Source organism: Pseudomonas sp. P97.38, assembly GCF_001269745.1.
Lineage (GTDB): Bacteria > Pseudomonadota > Gammaproteobacteria > Pseudomonadales > Pseudomonadaceae > Aquipseudomonas > Aquipseudomonas chlororaphis_E.
On record NZ_LHVJ01000009.1, the window covers coordinates 578,833 to 598,789 of the forward strand.

The following is a 19,957-nucleotide window of genomic DNA, read 5'->3' on the forward strand; positions in this document are numbered from 1 at the left end:
CCAGGTGCGTTTATTACTGATAGAGGATGACGTGGCCCTCGGCGAGGGCATTCAGCAGGCACTGGGGCGCGAGGGCTACACCGTGGACTGGCTCAAGGATGGCGGTAGCGCCCTGCACTCATTGCTCAGCGAAACCTTCGACCTGGCCGTGCTCGACCTCGGGTTGCCGCGCATGGACGGCCTCGACGTGTTGCGCCGCTTGCGCAACACCGGCTCGAACCTGCCGGTGTTGATCCTCACCGCTCGCGACGCCACCGAGGATCGCATCGCCGGGCTGGATGCCGGCGCGGACGATTACCTGGTCAAACCTTTCGACCTCAACGAACTCAAGGCCCGCTTGCGGGCCTTGTTGCGACGCAGTGCCGGGCGGGCCCAGGCGTTGATCGAGCACGCCGGCATCAGCCTCAACCCCAGTACGCAGCAAGCCAGCTACCACGGCCAGCCCGTCGCCCTGACGCCCAAGGAATACCAGCTCCTGCACGAATTGCTGTCACCGCCGGGCCGGGTCATCACCCGCGACCAACTGATGCAACTGCTCTACGGCTGGAGTGAAGAAGCCGAAAGCAACACGCTGGAGGTGCACATCCATCACCTGCGCAAGAAGTTCTCGGCCGATCTGATCCGCACCATCCGTGGCGTGGGCTACCTGGTGGAAGAACGCCGATGACGTCGATCCGCCGCCGCACCCTCACCTTGATCATCGGCCTGCTGCTCGCAGGGCTCGCGGTGCTCAGCGCGTTCAACCTGCACGACAGCAACCACGAAATCGCGGAAGTCTATGACGCGCAGTTGGCGCAAAACGCGCGGCTGCTGCAAGGGGTGATGCGCATGCCGTTGGCGGCGCAGCAGCATGCCGACCTGTACCGGGCGTTCAACGACGCATTGGCCGACGCGCCGTTGCGCGGCGACGGCCATCCCTACGAGCGCAAGATCGCCTTCCAGGTGTGGAACCGTGCGGGCGACGTCCTGGTGCACACCGCCAGCGCGCCCTCCTTCCGCTCGCCGCCGACCCAGCCAGGGTTCAGCGACGTGGTGGACCTGAACAGCCGTCACTGGCGCGCCTTCATCCTCGAAGACCCACAGAACGGCCTGCGCATCTGGGTCGGCGAACGGGGTGACGTGCGCGCGGATCTGGTCGACCGGATCGTGCGTCACACGCTGTGGCCGAACGCGATCGGCAGCCTGCTGCTCGCAGCGATGGTCTGGCTCGCCATCGGCTGGGGCCTCAAGCCGCTGGCGAACATGGCGGCGACCCTGCGCGCACGCCACAGCGGCTCCCTCGAACCCCTGCAACTGACGCCGCTGCCCAGCGAGCTCGAACCCATGCAGGCGGCGCTCAACCGCATGCTCGCGCAGATACAGGAAGTGCTCGGGCGCGAGCGGCGCTTTATCGCCGACGCCGCCCACGAGATGCGCACCCCGCTGGCGGTGCTCCGGGTGCACGCGCAAAACCTGCAGGAGGCCGGCACCGAACAGGAGCGACGGGAGTCCCTGGCGTTCCTCATCGCCGGGGTCGATCGCACCAGTCGCCTGGTCAGCCAGTTGTTGACCATGGCCCGCCTCGAACCCAAGGCCGGCGCCCCCGTGCTGGAGCACATCGACCTCAGCGAGACCGTGCGCAACAGCCTGGTGCAGCTCACCCCGTGGCTGTTGAGCAAGCACCTGGAACTGGCCTTCGACGTCAGCGACCAACCGTTCCATGTCCTGGCCGACGCGGCCACTGTCGACATCGCCCTCAACAACCTGATCACCAACGCCGCCAATTTCTCCCCGGAACACGGCGTGATCACCGTACAACTGATCCGGGTCGACAACTTCTACCAACTGAACGTCGACGACCAGGGACCGGGCATCGACGAGGCGGATCGAGCACGATTGTTCGAGCGGTTCTACAGCCGCGGCAATCCACAAGGCGCGGGCCTTGGCCTGACCATCGTCGCCACCATCGCAACGCGTTTGGGCGGACGGATCGAACTGCTCAACCGGCCAGAGGGCGGCCTTCGGGCTACGTTGTCGATCCCTGTCAGAGAATAATCGCGCAAGCGCGCCTGACTTCCTCGCGATGCTGTTGTCAGAGATGACTTGCAGGGGGCGTTCAAGCGGCTGGACATGGGCGCGGCTTGCCCGGCTCACAGAACATCAGGCCGTACGCCCCTCAAGGCAGACGTAACATGGGACAATCACCCCCGACTTGATCCTTTCGGAGGCCACAATGCTTCGTGTGTTCGAACGAAGACTCGACCCTTTCCCACCTGATGAAGCGCCCCCGCCCCCGGTCGGCCTGACCCGCTTCCTGTGGGCCTGCACGCGGGGTGCCCGCGGTTACATCCTTGTGTTCGCGCTGTTGAGCGCCGGCGTGTCGATTTACGAAGCCTGGCTGTTCTCGTTTCTCGGGCAGGTCGTGGACCTGCTTTCGACCTGGCAGGCCGGTGGCGATGCACAGGGCCAGGAGAGCCGTGTGCTATGGGGGATTGGCATCGTACTGGTCACCAGCATCGGGCTGGTGGCGTTGCGGACCATGGTCCAGCACCAGGTGTTGGCGATCAATCTGCCGCTGCGGTTGCGCTGGGACTTTCACCGGCTGATGCTGCGGCAAAGCCTTTCGTTCTTTTCCGATGAGTTCTCCGGCCGGGTCACGACCAAGGTGATGCAGACAGCGCTGGCGGTGCGCGAAGTGTTGTTCACCGTCATCGAGATCGCCCCCGGGATTGGCGTGTACTTCATTGCGATCATTGCCCTGGCCGGCGGTTTCGCCCTGAAGCTGATGCTGCCGTTCATTGCCTGGATCGTGCTGTTCGGGCTCGCCATGCTGTATTTCGTGCCGCGCCTGGGACAGGTCGGCCAGGAACAGGCCCACGCACGGTCGTCGATGACCGGACGCATCTCGGACGCCTACACCAACATCACCACCGTGAAGCTGTTCTCCCACTCCAAGCGCGAGGCGCACTTCGCGCGGGCGGCCATGGAAGATTTCAAGCAGACGGGCTTTCGCCAGATGCGCCTGGTCAGCCAATTCGAGATCGTCAATCAGGCCCTGGTGGTGGCGCTGATCATCGGCGCGGGCGGCTATGCCTTGTGGCTGTGGCACCAAGGTGAAGTCGGCACCGGCGCGGTGGCGGCGATCACGGCCATGGCACTGCGGATCAATGGCATGTCGCATTGGATCATGTGGCAGATGACCTCGCTGTTCGAAAGCATCGGCACCGTGCAGGACGGCATGGAAACCCTCACCCGGGGGCCCAAGGTCCAGGACGCGCCTGACGCCAGCGTGCTGGTCCCTGCTGGCGGCGCGGTTACGTTCGACAACGTGAGCTTCAACTACAGCGGCGAGCGCCAGGTGCTCGATGGCTTGAGCCTGAGTATCCGCCCGGGCGAGAAGATCGGCCTGGTGGGCCGCTCCGGTGCCGGCAAGTCGACGCTGATCAACCTGTTGCTGCGCTTCTACGACGTGGACAGCGGCGAGATTCGCATCGACGGGCAAAACATCGCCAAGGTGACCCAGGACAGCCTGCGCAGCGCCATCGGCATGGTCACCCAGGACACGTCCCTGCTGCACCGCTCCATCCGTGACAACATCGCCTATGGCCGCCCGGACGCGACCGACGAACAGATCCACCAGGCCGCGGTGAACGCCCAGGCCGACGGGTTCATCCAACAACTGAGCGACCGCCAGGGCCACACCGGCTACGACACCTTGGTGGGCGAACGTGGCATCAAGCTTTCCGGTGGCCAGCGCCAACGCATTGCCATCGCCCGGGTGATGCTCAAGAACGCGCCGATCCTGTTGCTGGACGAAGCCACCAGCGCCCTCGACTCGGAAGTCGAAGTCGCCATCCAGGAAAGTCTCGATGAAATGATGGAAGGCAAGACCGTCATCGCCATCGCTCACCGCCTCTCGACAATCGCGGCCATGGACCGGCTCATCGTCATGGATGACGGACGCATCATCGAGCAAGGCACCCATGCCGAACTGCTCGCCAGGAACGGCACCTACGCCCGGCTGTGGCAGCACCAGAGTGGCGGGTTCCTCGGTGAAGACCAGGGGCTGACCGAGGCCGAGGCGATGTAATCACGGGCCGGGCGCCCTTCACGGCGCCCGGCCCTATAGCCTGGGACGCTATTCGCCCGCCCCTCGCGCAAACGCCGCCAGCGCCTGCCGCGCCTCCCGGTTGAGCGGGCAAGCCGCCTCGATCGCCTGGCCGACCGCCAGGAGCTCTTCGCGCAAGGCCTCGCCGGCATCGGTCAGCGCAATCAGCACTCGACGCTCATCGTCCTTGTCCCGCGTGCGTGTCACCCTGCCCGACGTCTCCAAGCGCTTGAGCAAGGGGGTGATGGTTCCGGTGTCCATGCCGAGCCTGGCGCCGAGGTCGCCCACGGTCCTGGGGGCGTCATTGAACAGCTCCAGCATCGCCAGGTACTGCGGGAACGTCAGGCCCAAGGGATCCAGCAAGGGCTTGTGGAGGCGCATCATCCGATTCGAAGCGCTGTACAAGGCGAACGACAGATGGCCGTCGAGTCCGGTTGCTGACGCCTGTCGCTCAACATTATCTAGCTTACTAGATATTGTTGCGACAGGTTGCTTGTAAGCATCATTGCTTTCCTCAACTGGCGCCGATGTTGTGGGCTCCTGCGCCTGCCGATCAGCGGCGAGCAGTTCTTCATGGGTCGCCCGCAGGATGCGTGCGGAAAATGCCTGATCGTCGACCGCTCGGGCCAGCACCATCGCCCCCACTATCGAGGCGACAAAGCTGGTGGCCTGGTCTTCCCGGGAGCGGCCAGGCCGCCATGGCAGGCCGGACTTCAACGTCTCGACCATGCGCGCCACCCGCTGAGTAAAGGAGCGGCGCATGCCGGGCTCACGCGCCACGTCAATCGCCAGCGCGGGCATAGCGCAGCCGGTTTCCGGGTGGTCCCGGTGCGACTCGGCAAGGTACATGGCCAGGAACGCCTGCTTGGGCACGTCACTGTTCGACAAGGTCTCGCGCAGCTTCTGCGCCAACTGATCCATCGCCCGTTCGAGGCTGGCGCACGCCAACACTTCCTTCGAGTCGAAGTGCGCATAAAACGCACCATGGGTCAGCCCTGACGCCTTCATCACCTCGGCAATGCTCGCCCCGGCAACACCCTTGGCACGAAACAGCCGAGACGCTTCTTCAACAATGCTCTCGTAGCGCTCTGCTGTCTGGTCCGAGGAATACCTCATGGAAACCTCCGTTTTTGTGCTTGACGGATTGCATGATGATCATCATGCTTGCCGCTAAATATGATGACCATCATACATAACAACGACCTTGTTGGCTGATCTTTGTCTTCGGGTCGCTCACCACAACCGCTTCGATCAACAGGCTTAAAGGGATGACGACTTCCGTAAGCGACTCCACCCAGGCACTTCAGCCCCTGACCGGGCGGACCGTGGCGCTGCTGGCAGGCCTGGCCGCCATCGGCATGCTCTCCACCAACATCATTCTGCCGGCATTTCCAGCCATCGGCGACGAACTCGGGGTGACCACCCGCGAGCTGGGGCTGACCCTCTCCAGTTTCTTCATCACGTTCGCGCTCGGCCAGTTGATCGTCGGCCCGCTCGCCGACCGTTACGGGCGCCAGAAGCTGGTGTTGGGCGGGCTGTGCATCTTTGTCGTTGGCACCGTCATCGCAGGTTTCGCGCCGACCCTGGAGGTCATGATCGCCGGGCGCGTGGTCCAGGCGCTGGGCGTGTGCGCCACCTCGGTCCTGTCCAGGGCGATTGCACGCGACCTGTTCGAGGGCGAGACCCTCGCCCGCGCGCTGTCGTTGACCATGGTCGCCACGGCTGCCGCACCGGGGTTTTCGCCGCTGGCAGGCAGTGTGCTGACCGACACCCTCGGCTGGCGTGCCATTTTCATCCTGGTGGGGCTGGCAGGCATCGCCCTCGCCCTCTTCTATGTCCGCGGCCTTGGCGAAACCCACCCCGCTGACCGGCGGGCACCGCATTCGGCCAGGAGCGTGCTGCTCGCCTATCGGCGCCTGGCCCTGGACAAGCGCTTCATCCTGCCGGCCGTTTCCATGAGCCTTTTGATGAGCGGCCTGTTCGCCTCGTTCGCCGCGGCCCCGGCCATCCTGATGAAAGGCCTGGGCCTGACGTCGCTGCAGACCGGCCTGTACTTCGCCTCCACGGTGTTCGTGGTGTTCGCGGCGGGCATGGCAGCGCCGCGCCTGGCTCACCGCCATGGCGCGGCGATCATCGCATTGCTGGGAATCATCTGCGCCATGGCTGGCGGGGCCTTGCTGCTGGTGGGCCCGGCCAATCCAAGCCTGGGTGGCTACGCCCTGTCCATGATCACCTTTCTTTGGGGCATGGGGCTGGCCAATCCGCTGGGCACGGCCATCGCCATGGGGCCTTTCGGCAAGGAGGCCGGAATGGCGTCGGCACTGCTGGGCTTTGTCTCCATGGCCGCCGCCGCACTGACCACCTGGCTGGCCTCGGCCCTGCCTTTTGCGCCGGTCACGGCACTGGGAGGCATTCAGGTCACGGCGTGCCTGATTGCCCTGGTCCTGTTCGTCCTGCGAGGCAGCCTCGTCAAACAACCCCTGCGGGGCTGATGCCTCGCTTTCTCTTTCGTCAACACCTGGAGATTCAACATGCAAATCAAAGGCAGTGTGGCCCTGGTCACCGGCGCCAATCGTGGCTTGGGCAAGGCGTTCGTGCAGGCCCTTCTCGCAGCAGGCGCCACCAAGGTGTATGCCGCGGTCCGCGACCCCGCCACCGTCGAAGCCCAACCGAACGTGGTGCCACTGAAACTCGACGTCACGCGCCCTGAAGACATCGCCGCGGCGGTCGAGAGCGTGCAAGACCTGACGCTGCTGATCAACAACGCTGGCATCCACGGCAACCAATCGAAAGCTAACATCAGCCTGGAGAACCTTCGCCAGGAGTTCGAGACCAACGCCGTCGCGCCGCTGGCCACCAGCCTTGCCTTCGCACCGATCCTGGCCGCGAACGGTGGCGGTGCGATCGTCAACATGCATTCGGCCCTGAGCTGGGTCAACCTGCCCAACACGGTCACGTATTCGGCGAGCAAGGCCGCCGTGTGGTCATTGACCAACGGCTTGCGTTTGCAACTGGCGAGCCAGGGCACCCTGGTGGTCGGCGTGCATGTCGCGTTCGTCGACACCGACATGACACGAGGCCTCGAAGGCGTGCCAAAGGCCTCGCCCCACGACGTCGTCCAGCGTGTGCTGGAGGGCGTCATCAATGATCAGCCAGAGGTATTGGCCGATGAGACGAGCAACCAACTCAAGCAGAACCTGAGCAACGGCGTCTACCTTAGGCCGATTGCTTAAGGGCGCGAATGCGGGCTGCCGGGGGGAGCCCACCTCCCCCTGGTAAACACTCTATCAGTCTGGCTTTTTGAGGAAATCGAAAGCCTCCCCGGGGATGGAACAAATCGCGAATCACCATCTGACTACCTGCAAAGCGCGAATACCTCGTATGAGAACTGGTCCAACAATCGACCAAACACGGCGGATTGGCCAGCGCATTTATCAGCCATGACGGCAGAAACCGGTCAGAGACAAACGTTTATGAACGACCGCCTGCAACCCAAGCGGCCTTTTAAACTTAATCATCTGGGCCTGATTTTATGAGCAATAACTCGTAGGTCAGATCTGCTTCATGAAAGGTGGCGCACCACTCTTGAAAGCCCGATCGAGGCTCGCATGATAGGCGGACGATGATTCCGGAGTCCGTGTTAAATGTTTCTTTGACGACTGCAATATCTCCTGGCACTGCATCACGAACATTTATCCAATCGACGTACAAAGCCTTTGTAGAATCGACGTGAGTCAACTTTATAAAATTCCCTTTCACAAGTGTCATAACCTCGGTCGATACCTCTTACAGATCAGAGAGAGAGTTGTTCGAATGACTGCCTGGCGAGCGCTATCAGTCAAGGCAGGCTGAAAACGGCCGCCCGATCCGCACCTGCTTCCAGCCAAAGAGCGAAAACTCTCAATTTGTGAGAGCTAGCCTCTAAGGGCACGTAATATTTCTCGGACCAACGGCTTCGTGTTTTTCTCACTGGGGTCAGTCTCAGGCGGGTCGCTACTACGGATCCACTCGCCTTGATCGAACGCTTGATAAAGCGAGAAAGCAGGCTGAGGCATTTCGTTGGTCATACCCACCTCAACCACGGCATTCACGATCCCGTTCATGACGTCATCGCAAAAATCGTAGATCAAAGATCCCTGTAGATAACCTTCTGCAACCGCAACGGACAGCTCGTTCAGCACATCTTGCGGTGTGACATCAAATTCCTCACAAGTGGCGGCAATATCACTCAGGGTTAAACCCTCTGCGCCAGCTTTCATCGAAAGTTTCTCGAGTTCATTCTTCGGTAACATCCTGATCATGAGCTTCTTCCGGTTAGGTACGAAGGTATGCTTGCAACACTCATAAGCTCTCTATCCAACAGAGTGGCCGCACAGCGGCCACATGTTCAATGCCATGCTGCAATACGGTTTCATTGACGGTCAACTTCAAATCCAGGCAATGTCCGTTTCGGGTTAGCAGCCGTCATTCCTTGCACCAACCAAACCGGCTGGGTACGCTCTGAAATCGCTTATAGCCACGGGAGGTGCATATGGAAAGCCATGCAGCATTGGAAATCGAAAAAGCTGCTTACGATGAGTTTCTGATCCAATGGAATCAAGACGCCTTCCAACAACAGAGGCTCGGTCAAGCCTTCTACAATTTTTTTCAACCTTCATAAGCTCACGGATCAGAGATTGCTGACTGGTCTATATGACGCTGGCGGTCAAAAAGCTACAGCCTTGATCTCCCGAATGTTCAACATCAGGCAGTAGCCGACGACCGGCCAAGAACAACCGGTGGGATTGGATTGCACCGAGTTCTACTAGAGATTATTAACATGCTGGTCGAACGCCAAAGATGCCACCAAGGATACATACGAGCAATGCTTATCCGCTCTAGAAAAATCTCACTTTGGGTGTGCGAAGAATGTGAGGCGACGTGGAAGAGTCAGGTTGAAGTAAACGTCAGCAAGTTTGAAGACTACGGAACGTTGATGGCCGGTATCAGACGCAGTCCTTTATGGTCAGAGCTGGAACCACAGTAGTGGATGCCGGCCTGACCACCCCAGGAAAAGCTGTAAGCGCACTTAGGCTTCAGTGAGCCTTTTCCGAAGAAAGCTCAAAGCATCCCTGAAAACCTGATGCCAACTCTCAGAGGGCTCGCTCACGAGAGGATGCCAAAAGAATCTGAATTCATGGCCTCCATCATCTTCTGCAAAATGCACCCAAGTATCTGGAAGGTCTTGGGCTTCATGACATTCATGAAATGCCCATGTTTGTCCAGTTACGATGGAGCGCCGCTCCCCCAAATGTCGCCCAACTGTCGAATGAATCCCTGCTTCTTCTTTCAGCTCTCGAACCGCAGCCAGGTCGGCTGACTCACCTGGCTCGACACTGCCTTTGACCAGCTGAAAGCCTGCTAATGGATGCTCGAACGCTAAGATTTCAAGCGTTTCGCGGACTCGCAGAACTACAGGACAAGATTTATCTGCTTCCATGCCGTCACACCTACCCCAATCCTTACGCGTGAGCCGGGAAGCATAAGCGAAGCAAGCTGTCATCGAAACCGGAGAGGACGAAAGATTCGCAAGGTGTGTTTACCGTCCGCTTACCAACAATTTTCATAACGTGGCTATTCCTGTTTATCCGCGAGTCAAGATGGCAGGTGCATTAGGTTAGGGACTTCACTGTTCGCTTCTGGCCGAAAGCTGACGACCTCAAAACCCCTGAATCGGCTAGGCGAACGATAGGTTAGGATATGGAGTCCCCTCACGTAGGTCTTCATTACATGCATTTGATCTGCGAAGTTGAAGAAATCTTCGAAGTCAATGGTATCGGTTGCGTGATTTGCCCTGGCATCCCTCATGACTTTCCGCACCCGGTACGTTCAAGCGTGGCACTTGTTATTGAAACACCAATGGGGGCCAGAATCGAAACCACCCTACAAAATCTGATGTGGGTTCGTGGGGGCAAGCAACGTCTTCACGACCCGTTTAGCATAGCGGGTGACATTCAGAAGACAGATATACCGTTGGGTAGCCGTGTTTTTCTTCTTCACGGCTCCAAAACCTAAGAAGCAAAACAGAGGGACAGATTCATATTGTCCGCTGCCTCGGTAAATAAATCCGTCCCTTTACCGCTGGTGGTCGGCGTGCATGTCGCCTTCGTGGACACGGACATGACACGAGGCCTCGGCCCACGATGTCGTCCAGCGCGTGCTGGAGGGCGTCATCAATGATCAGCCAGAGGTATTGGCCGATGAGACGAGCAACCAACTCAAGCAGAACCTGAGCAACGGCGTCTACCTTAGGCCGATTGCTTAAGGGCGCGAATGCGGGCTGCCGGGGGGGGAAAGTCCACTTTCCCCCCGGCAAACGTTCCCACGCTAACAGCTCACTGGAACATCAAGCATCCCAGCGCCGCAGCAACAAGCTGGCGTTGACGCCGCCAAAGCCGAAGCCGTTGGACAGCGCATGAGTGATCGGCATTTTTCGCGCGCTCAGGCCGACCAGGTCCAGCCCCTCGGCCGCTTCGTCGGGGTGATGCAGGTTCAGCGTGGGCGGCACGATCTGGTCGCGCAGGGCCAGCACCGTGAAAACCGCTTCGATCCCCCCGGCCGCGCCCAGCAAATGCCCGGTCGCGGATTTGGTGGAGGTGATCGCCACGCCGCGATCGCGCCCGAACACCGCGCTAATCGCCGCGAGTTCGCCGCTGTCGCCGACTTGAGTGGACGTGGCGTGGGCGTTGATGTGCTGCACGTCCGCAGGGCTGACAGCCGCCTGACGCAGCGCCTGTTCCATGGCGCGCCGGGCGCCGTTGCCGTCTTCCGGGCCAGCCGTCAGGTGGTAGGCATCGGCGCTGGTGCCATAGCCGACCAGTTCCGCCAACGGCGTGGCCCCACGGGCCAGGGCATGCTCCAGGGATTCGATCACCAGCACCCCGGCCCCTTCGGCCATGACGAACCCATCCCGATCCCGATCAAAGGGCCGCGACGCTTGCTGCGGATGCTCGGCGAAGCCGGTGGACAGCGCCCGGGCCGCCGCAAAGCACCCCAGGGTCACACGATCGATCGCCGCCTCGGTGCCGCCGCACAGGGCGACGTCCGCCTCACCGCTGCGGATCAGCCGCGCCGCGTCACCGATCGCCTGCACGCCGGCCGCACACGCCGTGACAGGTGCACCGAGCGGGCCTTTGAAACCGTGCCGGATGGACACGTGCCCCGCGGCCATGTTGGCCAGGAACGCCGGCGCGGTGAACGGTGACAAGCGACGCGGCCCGCGGGCATCCGTGGTGCGGACGGCGTCGGCAATGGCGCCGAAGCCACCCACACCCGACGCGATGATCGTCGCGGTGCGCTCCTGCTGCTCGCTGCTAGTCGGGTGCCAGCCCGCTTGCGCCAGCGCTTCATCGGCAGCCACCAGGGCGAACTCAATGAAGCGGTCCATCTTCTTGCGGTCCTTGGCCGAAATCACTCGTTCCGGGGCATAGCCGGCGACGGCATCATCTTCCAGCGACGGCACTTGGCCGCCCACGGCAACTCCCGTGCCTTCGGTGATGGCGTCAGCCAGCCGACGGATGCCGGACTGGCCGGCCAACAACCGTCGCCAGGCCTCCTCCACCCCACAACCCAATGGGCTGACGAGGCCGACACCGGTGACGACGATTCGCTTCTGACCTGTGGGACTCAACATAAGCACCTCTTCGTTTTTCAATCGACCCGCCCTTCACCAGCCTGACGCACACTGGCCGCAGCCTGCTTCATTGCGCCGGATGACCGGGACGGATCTTGAACCAGATGGAATACATCGCCGGCAGGAACACCAGCGTCATGATGGTGCCGACGAACGTACCGCCGATCAGCGTGTAGGCCAGCGTGCCCCAGAAGACCGAGTGCGTCAGCGGAATGAACGCCAGGATCGCCGCCAGGGCCGTCAACAACACCGGGCGTGCACGCTGGACCGTGGCCTCGATGACGGCGTTGAACGGATCCAGCCCTTCCTGCGCGTTGTGGTGGATCTGCCCGATCAGGATCAGCGTGTTGCGCATCAGGATGCCCGACAGCGCGATCAGCCCGACCAGCGCGTTGATGCCGAACGGCTGATGGAAAATCAGCAAGGTCGGCACCACGCCAATCAACCCCAGGGGCGCTGTGAAAAACACCATGATCATCGCCGAGATCGAACGCACCTGGATGATGATGATCAGCAGCGTCAGGGCAATCATGATCGGCACCAGCGGCACGATCGCCTTGCCGGCCTTGCCCGATTCCTCGATGGCCCCGGCCTGCTCGATCCGGTAACCCTGGGGCAGCGTGTCGATGATCGGCTGCAATTGCTTGATGATCGCGCTCGACACGTCCGGCGGCTGCAAGCCTTCGGCGATGTCGCCGCGCACGGTGATGGTGGGCGTGCGGTCACGCCGTCGCAGGATCGGGTCTTCCATGCGTACATCGACCTCGCCGACCTGGGACAGGGGAATGCGTTGGCCCGTGGCCCCTACCAGGGTAAAGCCTTCGATCCTGGCCGGATCGAGGCGGATGTCCCCCGCGGCCCGACCGACCACCTGCACCGAGCGGATGTCCTCGCGCACCGCCGTGATCGGCACGCCCGCCAGCAGGAATTGCAGTTGCTGGGCAACGGCGCTGGAGGTCAGCCCGACCGCCTGCAAACGATCCTGGTCCAGGTTGAAGTGCAGCGTCGGCGTCAGCGGCCCCCAGTCGGTGTTGACGGTCCTCATTAGCGGGCTGGTTTGCATGACGTCCTGGACGCGACTGGCGATCTCCCGCAGTTTCGACGGGTCAGGCCCCATCACCCGGTACGCCACCGGGAACGGTGAGTACGGACCGAATACGATCTGCGTGGCCCTGACCCGAGCCTCTGGAGCGAGCCCTTCGGCCACCGCTTCGCGCAGCCGGAACTTGAGGGTTTCCCGGGCTTGCTGATCGTCTGTCAGCACCACGATCTTGGCGAACGATGGATCCGGCAGCTCCGGCGCGATCGCCAGGAAGAAACGCGGCGCCCCCTGCCCGACGTAAGCGGTGATGATCTTGGCTTCCGCCTGCTTCTGCAGCCACGCTTCGACCTTGGCGGTGGTGGCGCTGGTCTGCTCGATGGAAGTGCCATAGGGCATCTGCACTTCGATCATCACCTCGGGGCGGTCGGAGGTCGGGAAGAACTGTTTCTTCACCTGGCCCATGCCCAGGATGGACACGGCAAACAGGGTGATGACCGTGCCGGCCACCAGCCATTTACGCGCGATCACCCGCGCCAGGATGCGACGAAAGCGGTTGTAGCGTGGCGTGTCGTAGATGGCTGCGTGCCCGCCTTCGACCTTTTTGATGTCCGGCAACATTTTCACCCCCAGGTAAGGAGTGAACGCCACCGCGACGACCCAGGAGGCGATCAGCGCGATGCCGACGATCCAGAACATGTTGCTGGTGTATTCGCCGGCAGTGGACTGGGCAAAGCCGTTGGGCATGAAGCCGATCGCCGTCACCAGCGTACCGGAGAGCATCGGCGCGGCCGTGTGGCTCCAGGCATACGCGGAGGCCTTGATCCGGTCGTAGCCCTCCTCCATTTTCACCACCATCATTTCGATGGCGATGATGGCGTCGTCCACCAGCAACCCGAGGGCCAGGATCAGCGAGCCAAGGGTGATCCGGTCGAAGTTCTTGCCGGTGGCCGCCATCACCACAAACACGATGGCCAGGGTCAGGGGCACGGCCGCCGCGACCACGATCCCGACGTGCCAACCCATGCTGATAAAGCACACGACCATCACCACCAGCAAGGCGACGAAGAACTTGACCATGAACTCGTCGACCGCCGAGCTGATGTTGACCGCCTGGTCGGTGACCTTGGTCAGCGTCATGCCCAGCGGCATACCTTCATTGATCTTGCTGGTCTCGGCGTCGAGCGCCTTGCCCAGGTCCAGGCCGTTCCAGCCTTCGCGCATGATCACGCCCAGCAACAGCGCTTCTTCGCCATTGTTGCGCACCAGGAAGGTCGCCGGATCTTCATAACCGCGTTCCACCGTCGCCACGTCCGAGAGTTTCAAGGTCCGGCCCTGGATAGCCAACGGCGTGTCGCGGATTTTTTCCAACTTGTCGAAGGCGCCATCCACCCGCAAAAAGACCTGTGGCCCATGGGTTTCGATGGAACCGGCGGGGGTCAGCACGTTCTGGCTGTTCAGGGCGGCGAAGATATCCTGGGGAGACACACCCAGGGTCGCCAGCCGATCGTGAGAAAAGGAAACGAAAATACGCTCGGCCTGCTCGCCGATAATGTTGACCTTCTTCACCCCTGCCACGTGCAACAGGCGCTGGCGCAGAACCTCGGCATCACGCGCCAGCAGGCGCTGCGGCTCGCCCTTGGCCTTGAGGGCGAACAACGCAAACGTCACGTCCGAGTACTCGTCGTTGACTAACGGCCCGATCACCCCCGTCGGTAACTTGGAGGCTTCGTCGTCGAGTTTCTTGCGCGCCTGATAAAACTCCTCCTGCACCTGTGAAGGCGGCGTGCGGTCCAGCAGCGACACCATGGTGAACGCCAGGCCGGGACGGGTGTACGTTTCCGAGCGGTCGTACCATTTCAATTCCTGCAGGCGTTTTTCCAGGGGCTCGGCCACCTGGTCCTGCATCTCCTGCGCCGTCGCGCCCGGCCAAGCCGTGATCACGGTCAGTTGCTTGACGGTAAAGGGCGGATCCTCCGCGCGGCCCAGCGTGAAGAAGGCCAGGGTTCCGGCGACAGCAATCAGAAAAATCAGAAAGACCGTGATGGAGCGCTCGCGCACCGCGAGAGCCGAAAGGTTGAGGCTCATTGGTGGCTCCCGGCGACCTTCACATCGGTTTGTGGCAGCAGCCTGACGGACTCACCCTCACGCAACAGATGGGCGCCCAGGCCGATGATCTGCTCGCCGACATTGATACGGCCGGTGACGCGTGCCGCATCATCGCTCAAGCCCAGGACCTGCACCGCTCGCCAGGTGACTTTGGCCGGCTCACCGTCGATGGCCCACACGCCTACGCCATTGCCCAGGTCGTACAACGCCGCGATCGGCACTTGCATCACCGGCCCCTGGGCCGCGCCTTCGGCGATGCGCAGCGTCACCGTCGAACCCAGCGGTGCGTTGGCCAGTGCGCCTTCGAGCACATAGCGCGCTTCGAAGGTGCGGGTCACTCGGTCTGCCGAATCGGACAGCAACCTGAGTTTCGCGGTGACAGCTGCGCTGGAGCGGCCATAAAGCGTCGCTTGCGCACTCGAGCCGACGGCGGGCCGCAGGGTTTCCGGCAACTGCACGACGGCTTCGCGTTGCCCGGCTCGCGCCAGCCGGACCACCGGTTGCCCAGGGCTGACGACCTGCCCCGGCTCGGCCAGCGTTTCCATCACCACACCGTCGGCGTCGGCGACGAGCACCGCGTAGCCGGAAGCATTGCGGGCCACGTCGGCCTGCGCCTCGGCAGCGCTGAGCTGGGCCTTGGCGGTGTCGGCGGCGGCTTTGATCTGGTCGTAGCCCGACGCCGAAATCGCGCCGGCGGCCACCAACTCACGATACCGCGCTTCATCATCCGCGGTTTGCTTGGCCCGAGCGCGTGCGGCCGTGACCGCTTCTTGCTGGGCCCGCGCCTGCAAGCCCAAGTCGATCGGGTCCAGGCGCATCAAAGGTTGACCCTTTTTAACGGTCTGGCCCGCATCCACCAATCGCTCCAGCACCTTACCGGAAACACGAAAGCCCAGGTCACTCTGAACCCGGGCGGCCACGACGCCGGTGAAAGAACGCGCACTGGTAGAGGCCCCCTGCACTTGCACCACCCTCACCAGAGGAGCAAGCGTGCGGGGATCGGTGGCAGTGGATGAATCGCCACACGCCGTGAGGACGAGAGGCAATACGCAAGCGGCCAGGGTGACAGGTCGGAGCCGGAGCATAGGTTCCCTTTATTGAGCAGAGGACGGGGAGCTCATTCTTGCTCTCGTGACCAATTCTGTCAATGGTCACCATTTCAGGTTTTATTTTCAGTTCACCTCACATCTAGGTAATCCTAAGTAAACAGGGAGTCTTGGATCCGTTCGAGCGCGTTGCTCATCCATTGACAGCCTGTGACCACTCTATAATATGGTCACAAATATTGATCCTAAGGATACTTCAATGCCTCCCTTCCGCCCCCTTGCTCTGTTGGTAGGCGCCAGCCTGATGGCCGGCTGCGCGGTCGGTCCGGATTACCAGCGTCCGGACACTGCGCTCTCGGATCGCTTCCTGGGCCAGTCCTCTGTCGAACAAAGGCGCGGTGCAGCGCCCACCAGCCTCACCACATGGTGGGAGGGATTTGGCGACCCGGTACTGAGTGATTTCACCGCCAAAGCGCTGGAGCAGAACCTTGACCTTGCCCAGGCATCGGCGCGCGTTGCCCAGGCGCGTGCCGGCCTTGGCGCCGCCAATGCCGCCCTGCTGCCCTCGGGAAACATCAGCGGCCAGGCCGCACGCGCCTATCAATCGGTCGAGACCCCGTTGGGCCGGGTGCTCGATTCGACGCCTGGCTTTGACCGGTACGGCAATGCCTATGAGCTGGACCTGAGCGCGAGCTGGGAGCTGGATCTCTTTGGTGGCCTGCGACGCGGACGCGAAGCCGCATTGGCCGACTACCAGGCCTCCGAGGTCGGTGTCGCCGCCACAAGACTTGCCGTCGCCGCGCAGACCGCTGACATCTACATCACCCTGCGCGGCCTGCAAGCGCGACTCGACATCGCGAACCGCCAAGTCAAGACCCAGCAGGACTTACTCGAGAAAGTCCAACTGCTCTACAGCAAAGGCCTCGCCGCCCACTATCAGATCCGCCAGACCGAGGGCGCGCTCGCTCAAGTGCAGGCCACGGTGCCTGTGCTGCAGACTGGCCTGGATGCCGCGCTGAATGCACTGGATGTCATGCTCGGCACACCGCCAGGCACCCATCGCCAGCAATTGGCCGAGAGGGGCAGCATTCCCCTGCCCCCTCAAATCAACGAAATGGGGACGCCGGCTGATCTGCTGCGCCGGCGGCCGGACCTCATCGTCGCCGAGCGCCGGCTCGCCGCTTCCAATGCCCGCATCGGGGAAGCCATCGCCGAGTACTACCCGAAATTTTCCCTCAGTGCGTTGCTCGGCAGTGCCACCAGCGTGTCGGCCGGGCACCTGTTCTCCGGCGGCGCCAGCCAGGCTTCTGGCGCACTGGGACTGCGCTGGCGGCTGTTCGACTTTGGCCGGATCAACGCGCAGATCGACCAGGCCAAGGGGCAGGAAGCTGAAGAACTGGCGGCCTACCGCCAATCCGCGCTTCGGGCCACGGAGGATGTCGAGAACGCGCTCTCCGCCCTGGTGAACCGAGAGTCCCAGGCGACCACCCTCATTTCAGGCGAAGCGTCACTGAGCGAGGCTCGCCAGTCGTCCTTTATTGCCTATCAGAAAGGTGCGGCCAGCCTGATCGACGTCCTCAACGCCGACCAGACGCTGCTCCAGGCATCCGATGCACGGGCACAGGCACGAACCGAGGCGGCGCGCGCGGCAGTCGCGGCGTTCAAGGCCCTCGGTGGCGGCTGGCAAGCGCCTCAGCCGCAGCCCGTGGCGAGTCGATGATCTGACATGTTGTTTTCAATCTTTCTTTACCACCGGAGTCCAGCCACATGAAAAGCAACGACAATTCCTGGGTGCTCATCACGGGTGCTTCCAGCGGCTTCGGCGAGGAGTTCGCCCGGCAATACGCAGCCCAGGGAAAATCCCTGGTTCTGGTAGCCCGCAGGCTGGACAAGCTTGAAGCGCTGTCGGCCCAGTTGCGCGAGCGCTTCGGCATCGAGATCCTCGTCGAGCAGGTCGACCTGTCTTCGGTCCCGGCGATCATCGAGCTGCACAAGCGGCTGGGTCAACAGGGTATTGTGGTCGATGTACTCATCAACAACGCCGGCCATGGATTGCAGGGCCCCTTTCTGGACCACTCCGTCGACCAGTCCCAGGCGATGATCAACCTCGACATCGCCAGCCTGACCCTGCTGACTCGGCTCTTTGCCGCGGACATGCGCGCCCGGCGTCGCGGGCACATTCTGCATATCGCCAGCCTGCTGTCCTACCAGGGGGTGAAAAACTTTGCGGTCTATTCAGCGGCAAAGGCCTACGTACTCCGCTTCTCCGAGGCGCTGCACCAGGAGCTCAAGGACGATGGTGTGGTCGTGACCGCACTGTGCCCGGGCATGTCCGATACCGGGTTTGCCCAAAGCGCCAGCCAGAAACTCACGCCGGTGCTGAGGAAGGTGATGATGCAACCTCAACCGGTGGTTCGCGCCGGCATCCGCGCGCTGCAAGCCGGGCGCATGAGTGTCGTACCCGGTTTCGGCAACAAGGCGCTCACGGTGTTGACCTGGGCCACGCCGCGCTGGCTCCACCAGCGTCTGATGGCCAATGTCATGGGTGTATGAAGGTCGCCGTGTGCCGGGCGCCGCGCAGGCGCCCGGCACACGGCATGTCGCGTCAGAAGCGATAGCTGATCGAAGTACCGAAACCGCTGGCGCTGTTGCGGTATTTGGCACTGTACGCACCACGGCTCGCCGAGGTTTCGCTGACCCGCACGCTCTCTTCCTGAAGATAGGAATAAGCCAGGTCGATCGTCACATCCTGCACCGGCGTCCAGCCGGCACCGAAGCTGAGTACGGTGCGATCACCGGTAGGAATCCGCGGCCCACGGTTGGTGTTGTTGGCCGGCGACTGATCCACCGACACGCCAGCGCGCAGTACCCACTGGTCGTTGAACCGGTACGCCGCGCCGATTGCATGGGCCCAGGTGTCATGCCAGTTCTGCTCTTCGCTGACAGTCCCCAGCGCACCGCTCAACAGCGCAGGCAAGCCTGAGTTCTCGATAGTCAGTTCCTTGAAGCGACTCCAGCGCGTCCAGGTGCTTCCCAGATAAAGGGTCCAGTCATCATTGAGCTGATGAGTGAGGGAGAGATCGACCGACTCCGGGAGGTCCACATCCAGTGACGCGTCATAACTACGCCCGCTGACCCCGACGAGGCTGAAAATCCCGCCGGTGAGCTTGGACTTCGCGTCCAGGTGATAACTGACCTTGGAGTGATACGTCAGCCCCAGGCGGGTCCGGTCGGTGGCCTGCACCAGGAGACCGGCATTGAAGCCGAGTGCGGTATCGTCGCCGTTGCTTTTCAGCTTCCCATCGTTGCTGCCGGGGCTCAGAGGATTGGGGACCATTCCGGAGATCTCACCGCTGATCCGGTTGATGGTCGGCCCGAACCCGATCGACACCTTGTCGTTGAAGGCATAGCTGACAGTGGGCTGGAAGGTCAGCGTCGTCACTTCGCTTTTGTTGGCGTAGTAACGCCCGGCAAAGTCGCTGCCGTAATCGGTGATCAAGCCAAACGGCACGTAGAAACCCACGCCGACGGCCCAGTGCTCGTCCAGCGGCTTGACGTAGTAACCCATCGGCACCGTGGTGGTTGGCACCATGTCACCGTCTTGCTGGCCGCCGAATGTGCCGCGGGTCTGGCTGATATCGCTCTTGGCAAACAGCGTCGCTGCGCCGAGGCTGACCTGCTCGTGCTTCAAGCGCGACATGCCCGCCGGGTTACCGAAGACCGTGCTGGCATCTTCCGCTGAAGAAGAACGCCCGGCGAATCCCGTCCCCATCCCGCTGATACTCTGTTCGTTAAGGGCGAAGCCGCTTGCAAACACCTGGGAAGTGGCAAGGGTGACGGCGAGCCCCAAGGGGGCCTTGAGCAAGTTATTTTTCATTATTAGAACTCTAGGAACGCTGACTGAGGGGTGGAGCGATTGGTTGTTCTGTTAGGCTCTGTCTGAAAAGCCTTGATACTCGTTCATGCTGCGTTGAAAACCGGCTCGGAATGCTCATTTACTCCAG

General features: G+C 62.0%; 15 protein-coding genes and 1 pseudogene. 9 read left to right on the plus strand and 7 right to left on the minus strand.

Going from position 1 to position 19,957, the window contains the following annotated elements; translation table 11 throughout:
* The first annotated feature begins 4 nt into the window (after positions 1 to 4).
* The 3 genes from AD664_RS04530 to AD664_RS04540 all read left to right on the plus strand — a co-directional run bounded on the left by AD664_RS04530 (position 5) and on the right by AD664_RS04540 (position 4,069).
* On the plus strand, positions 5 to 667 hold the full coding sequence (locus AD664_RS04530; RefSeq protein ID WP_042732275.1) for a response regulator: 663 nt from the start codon (positions 5 to 7) through the stop codon (positions 665 to 667).
* Positions 664 to 2,034: an ATP-binding protein gene (locus AD664_RS04535; RefSeq protein WP_042732274.1), complete on the plus strand. Its 1,371-nt coding sequence runs from the start codon at positions 664 to 666 to the stop codon at positions 2,032 to 2,034. Before AD664_RS04530 ends, AD664_RS04535 begins: the two co-directional genes overlap by 4 nt.
* Positions 2,035 to 2,212: 178 nt before the next feature.
* Positions 2,213 to 4,069, plus strand: a complete 1,857-nt coding sequence (locus AD664_RS04540) for an ABC transporter ATP-binding protein (RefSeq protein ID WP_053144683.1) — start codon at positions 2,213 to 2,215, stop codon at positions 4,067 to 4,069.
* A gap of 48 nt (positions 4,070 to 4,117) precedes the next feature.
* On the opposite strand, the gene AD664_RS26815 is transcribed toward AD664_RS04540, so the two are convergent.
* Positions 4,118 to 5,203, minus strand: a complete 1,086-nt coding sequence (locus AD664_RS26815; RefSeq protein WP_083454129.1) for a MarR family transcriptional regulator — start codon at positions 5,201 to 5,203, stop codon at positions 4,118 to 4,120.
* 98 nt (positions 5,204 to 5,301) lie between these two features.
* Here AD664_RS26815 and AD664_RS04550 point away from each other — a divergent pair, with 98 nt between their 5' ends.
* Both AD664_RS04550 and AD664_RS04555 read left to right on the plus strand, forming a co-directional pair.
* Positions 5,302 to 6,579 (plus strand): multidrug effflux MFS transporter, encoded by a 1,278-nt coding sequence (locus AD664_RS04550; protein ID WP_083454130.1) that lies wholly within the window; start codon positions 5,302 to 5,304, stop codon positions 6,577 to 6,579.
* Between the two features lie 39 nt (positions 6,580 to 6,618).
* The gene (locus AD664_RS04555) at positions 6,619 to 7,320 is read left to right on the plus strand and encodes an SDR family oxidoreductase (protein WP_042730447.1); all 702 of its coding nucleotides are present in this window, start codon (positions 6,619 to 6,621) and stop codon (positions 7,318 to 7,320) included.
* A gap of 681 nt (positions 7,321 to 8,001) precedes the next feature.
* Here the strand turns inward: AD664_RS04555 and AD664_RS04560 are convergent.
* Positions 8,002 to 8,388: a hypothetical protein gene (locus AD664_RS04560; protein WP_083454132.1), complete on the minus strand. Its 387-nt coding sequence runs from the start codon at positions 8,386 to 8,388 to the stop codon at positions 8,002 to 8,004.
* 230 nt (positions 8,389 to 8,618) lie between these two features.
* Between AD664_RS04560 and AD664_RS27810 the strand changes: the two are divergent.
* A pseudogene (locus tag AD664_RS27810) lies at positions 8,619 to 8,841 on the plus strand (hypothetical protein).
* 314 nt (positions 8,842 to 9,155) lie between these two features.
* On the opposite strand, the gene AD664_RS26830 reads toward AD664_RS27810, so the two are convergent.
* Positions 9,156 to 9,566, minus strand: coding sequence for an NUDIX domain-containing protein (locus AD664_RS26830; RefSeq protein ID WP_083454133.1), 411 nt, complete (start codon positions 9,564 to 9,566; stop codon positions 9,156 to 9,158).
* 290 nt (positions 9,567 to 9,856) lie between these two features.
* On the opposite strand from AD664_RS26830, the gene AD664_RS27475 reads away from it, so the two are divergent.
* Positions 9,857 to 10,141, plus strand: a complete 285-nt coding sequence (locus tag AD664_RS27475; protein ID WP_148049554.1) for a hypothetical protein — start codon at positions 9,857 to 9,859, stop codon at positions 10,139 to 10,141.
* A 331-nt stretch (positions 10,142 to 10,472) separates the two neighbouring features.
* Here AD664_RS27475 and fabF read toward each other — a convergent pair whose 3' ends face one another.
* From fabF to AD664_RS04580, 3 genes are all read right to left on the minus strand, one after another.
* Complete coding sequence (fabF, locus tag AD664_RS04570) at positions 10,473 to 11,759, minus strand: beta-ketoacyl-ACP synthase II (RefSeq protein ID WP_042730448.1); 1,287 nt, start codon at positions 11,757 to 11,759, stop codon at positions 10,473 to 10,475.
* A 67-nt stretch (positions 11,760 to 11,826) separates the two neighbouring features.
* On the minus strand, positions 11,827 to 14,886 hold the full coding sequence (locus AD664_RS04575; protein ID WP_042730449.1) for an efflux RND transporter permease subunit: 3,060 nt from the start codon (positions 14,884 to 14,886) through the stop codon (positions 11,827 to 11,829).
* On the minus strand, positions 14,883 to 15,992 hold the full coding sequence (locus AD664_RS04580) for an efflux RND transporter periplasmic adaptor subunit (protein ID WP_053144687.1): 1,110 nt from the start codon (positions 15,990 to 15,992) through the stop codon (positions 14,883 to 14,885). The genes AD664_RS04575 and AD664_RS04580 overlap by 4 nt, the downstream gene beginning before the upstream one ends.
* A gap of 220 nt (positions 15,993 to 16,212) precedes the next feature.
* Between AD664_RS04580 and AD664_RS04585 the strand changes: the two genes are divergently transcribed.
* A complete protein-coding gene (locus AD664_RS04585) occupies positions 16,213 to 17,673 on the plus strand; it encodes an efflux transporter outer membrane subunit (RefSeq protein ID WP_053144688.1) in 1,461 nt (486 codons plus the stop codon).
* 47 nt (positions 17,674 to 17,720) lie between these two features.
* A complete protein-coding gene (locus AD664_RS04590) occupies positions 17,721 to 18,506 on the plus strand; it encodes an SDR family oxidoreductase (protein ID WP_053144690.1) in 786 nt (261 codons plus the stop codon).
* A gap of 52 nt (positions 18,507 to 18,558) precedes the next feature.
* On the opposite strand, the gene AD664_RS04595 is transcribed toward AD664_RS04590, so the two are convergent.
* Positions 18,559 to 19,830 carry an OmpP1/FadL family transporter gene (locus tag AD664_RS04595; RefSeq protein ID WP_053144692.1) on the minus strand — a complete coding sequence of 424 codons (1,272 nt, stop codon included), beginning with the start codon at positions 19,828 to 19,830 and terminating at the stop codon, positions 18,559 to 18,561.
* Between the last annotated feature and the right edge of the window lie 127 nt (positions 19,831 to 19,957).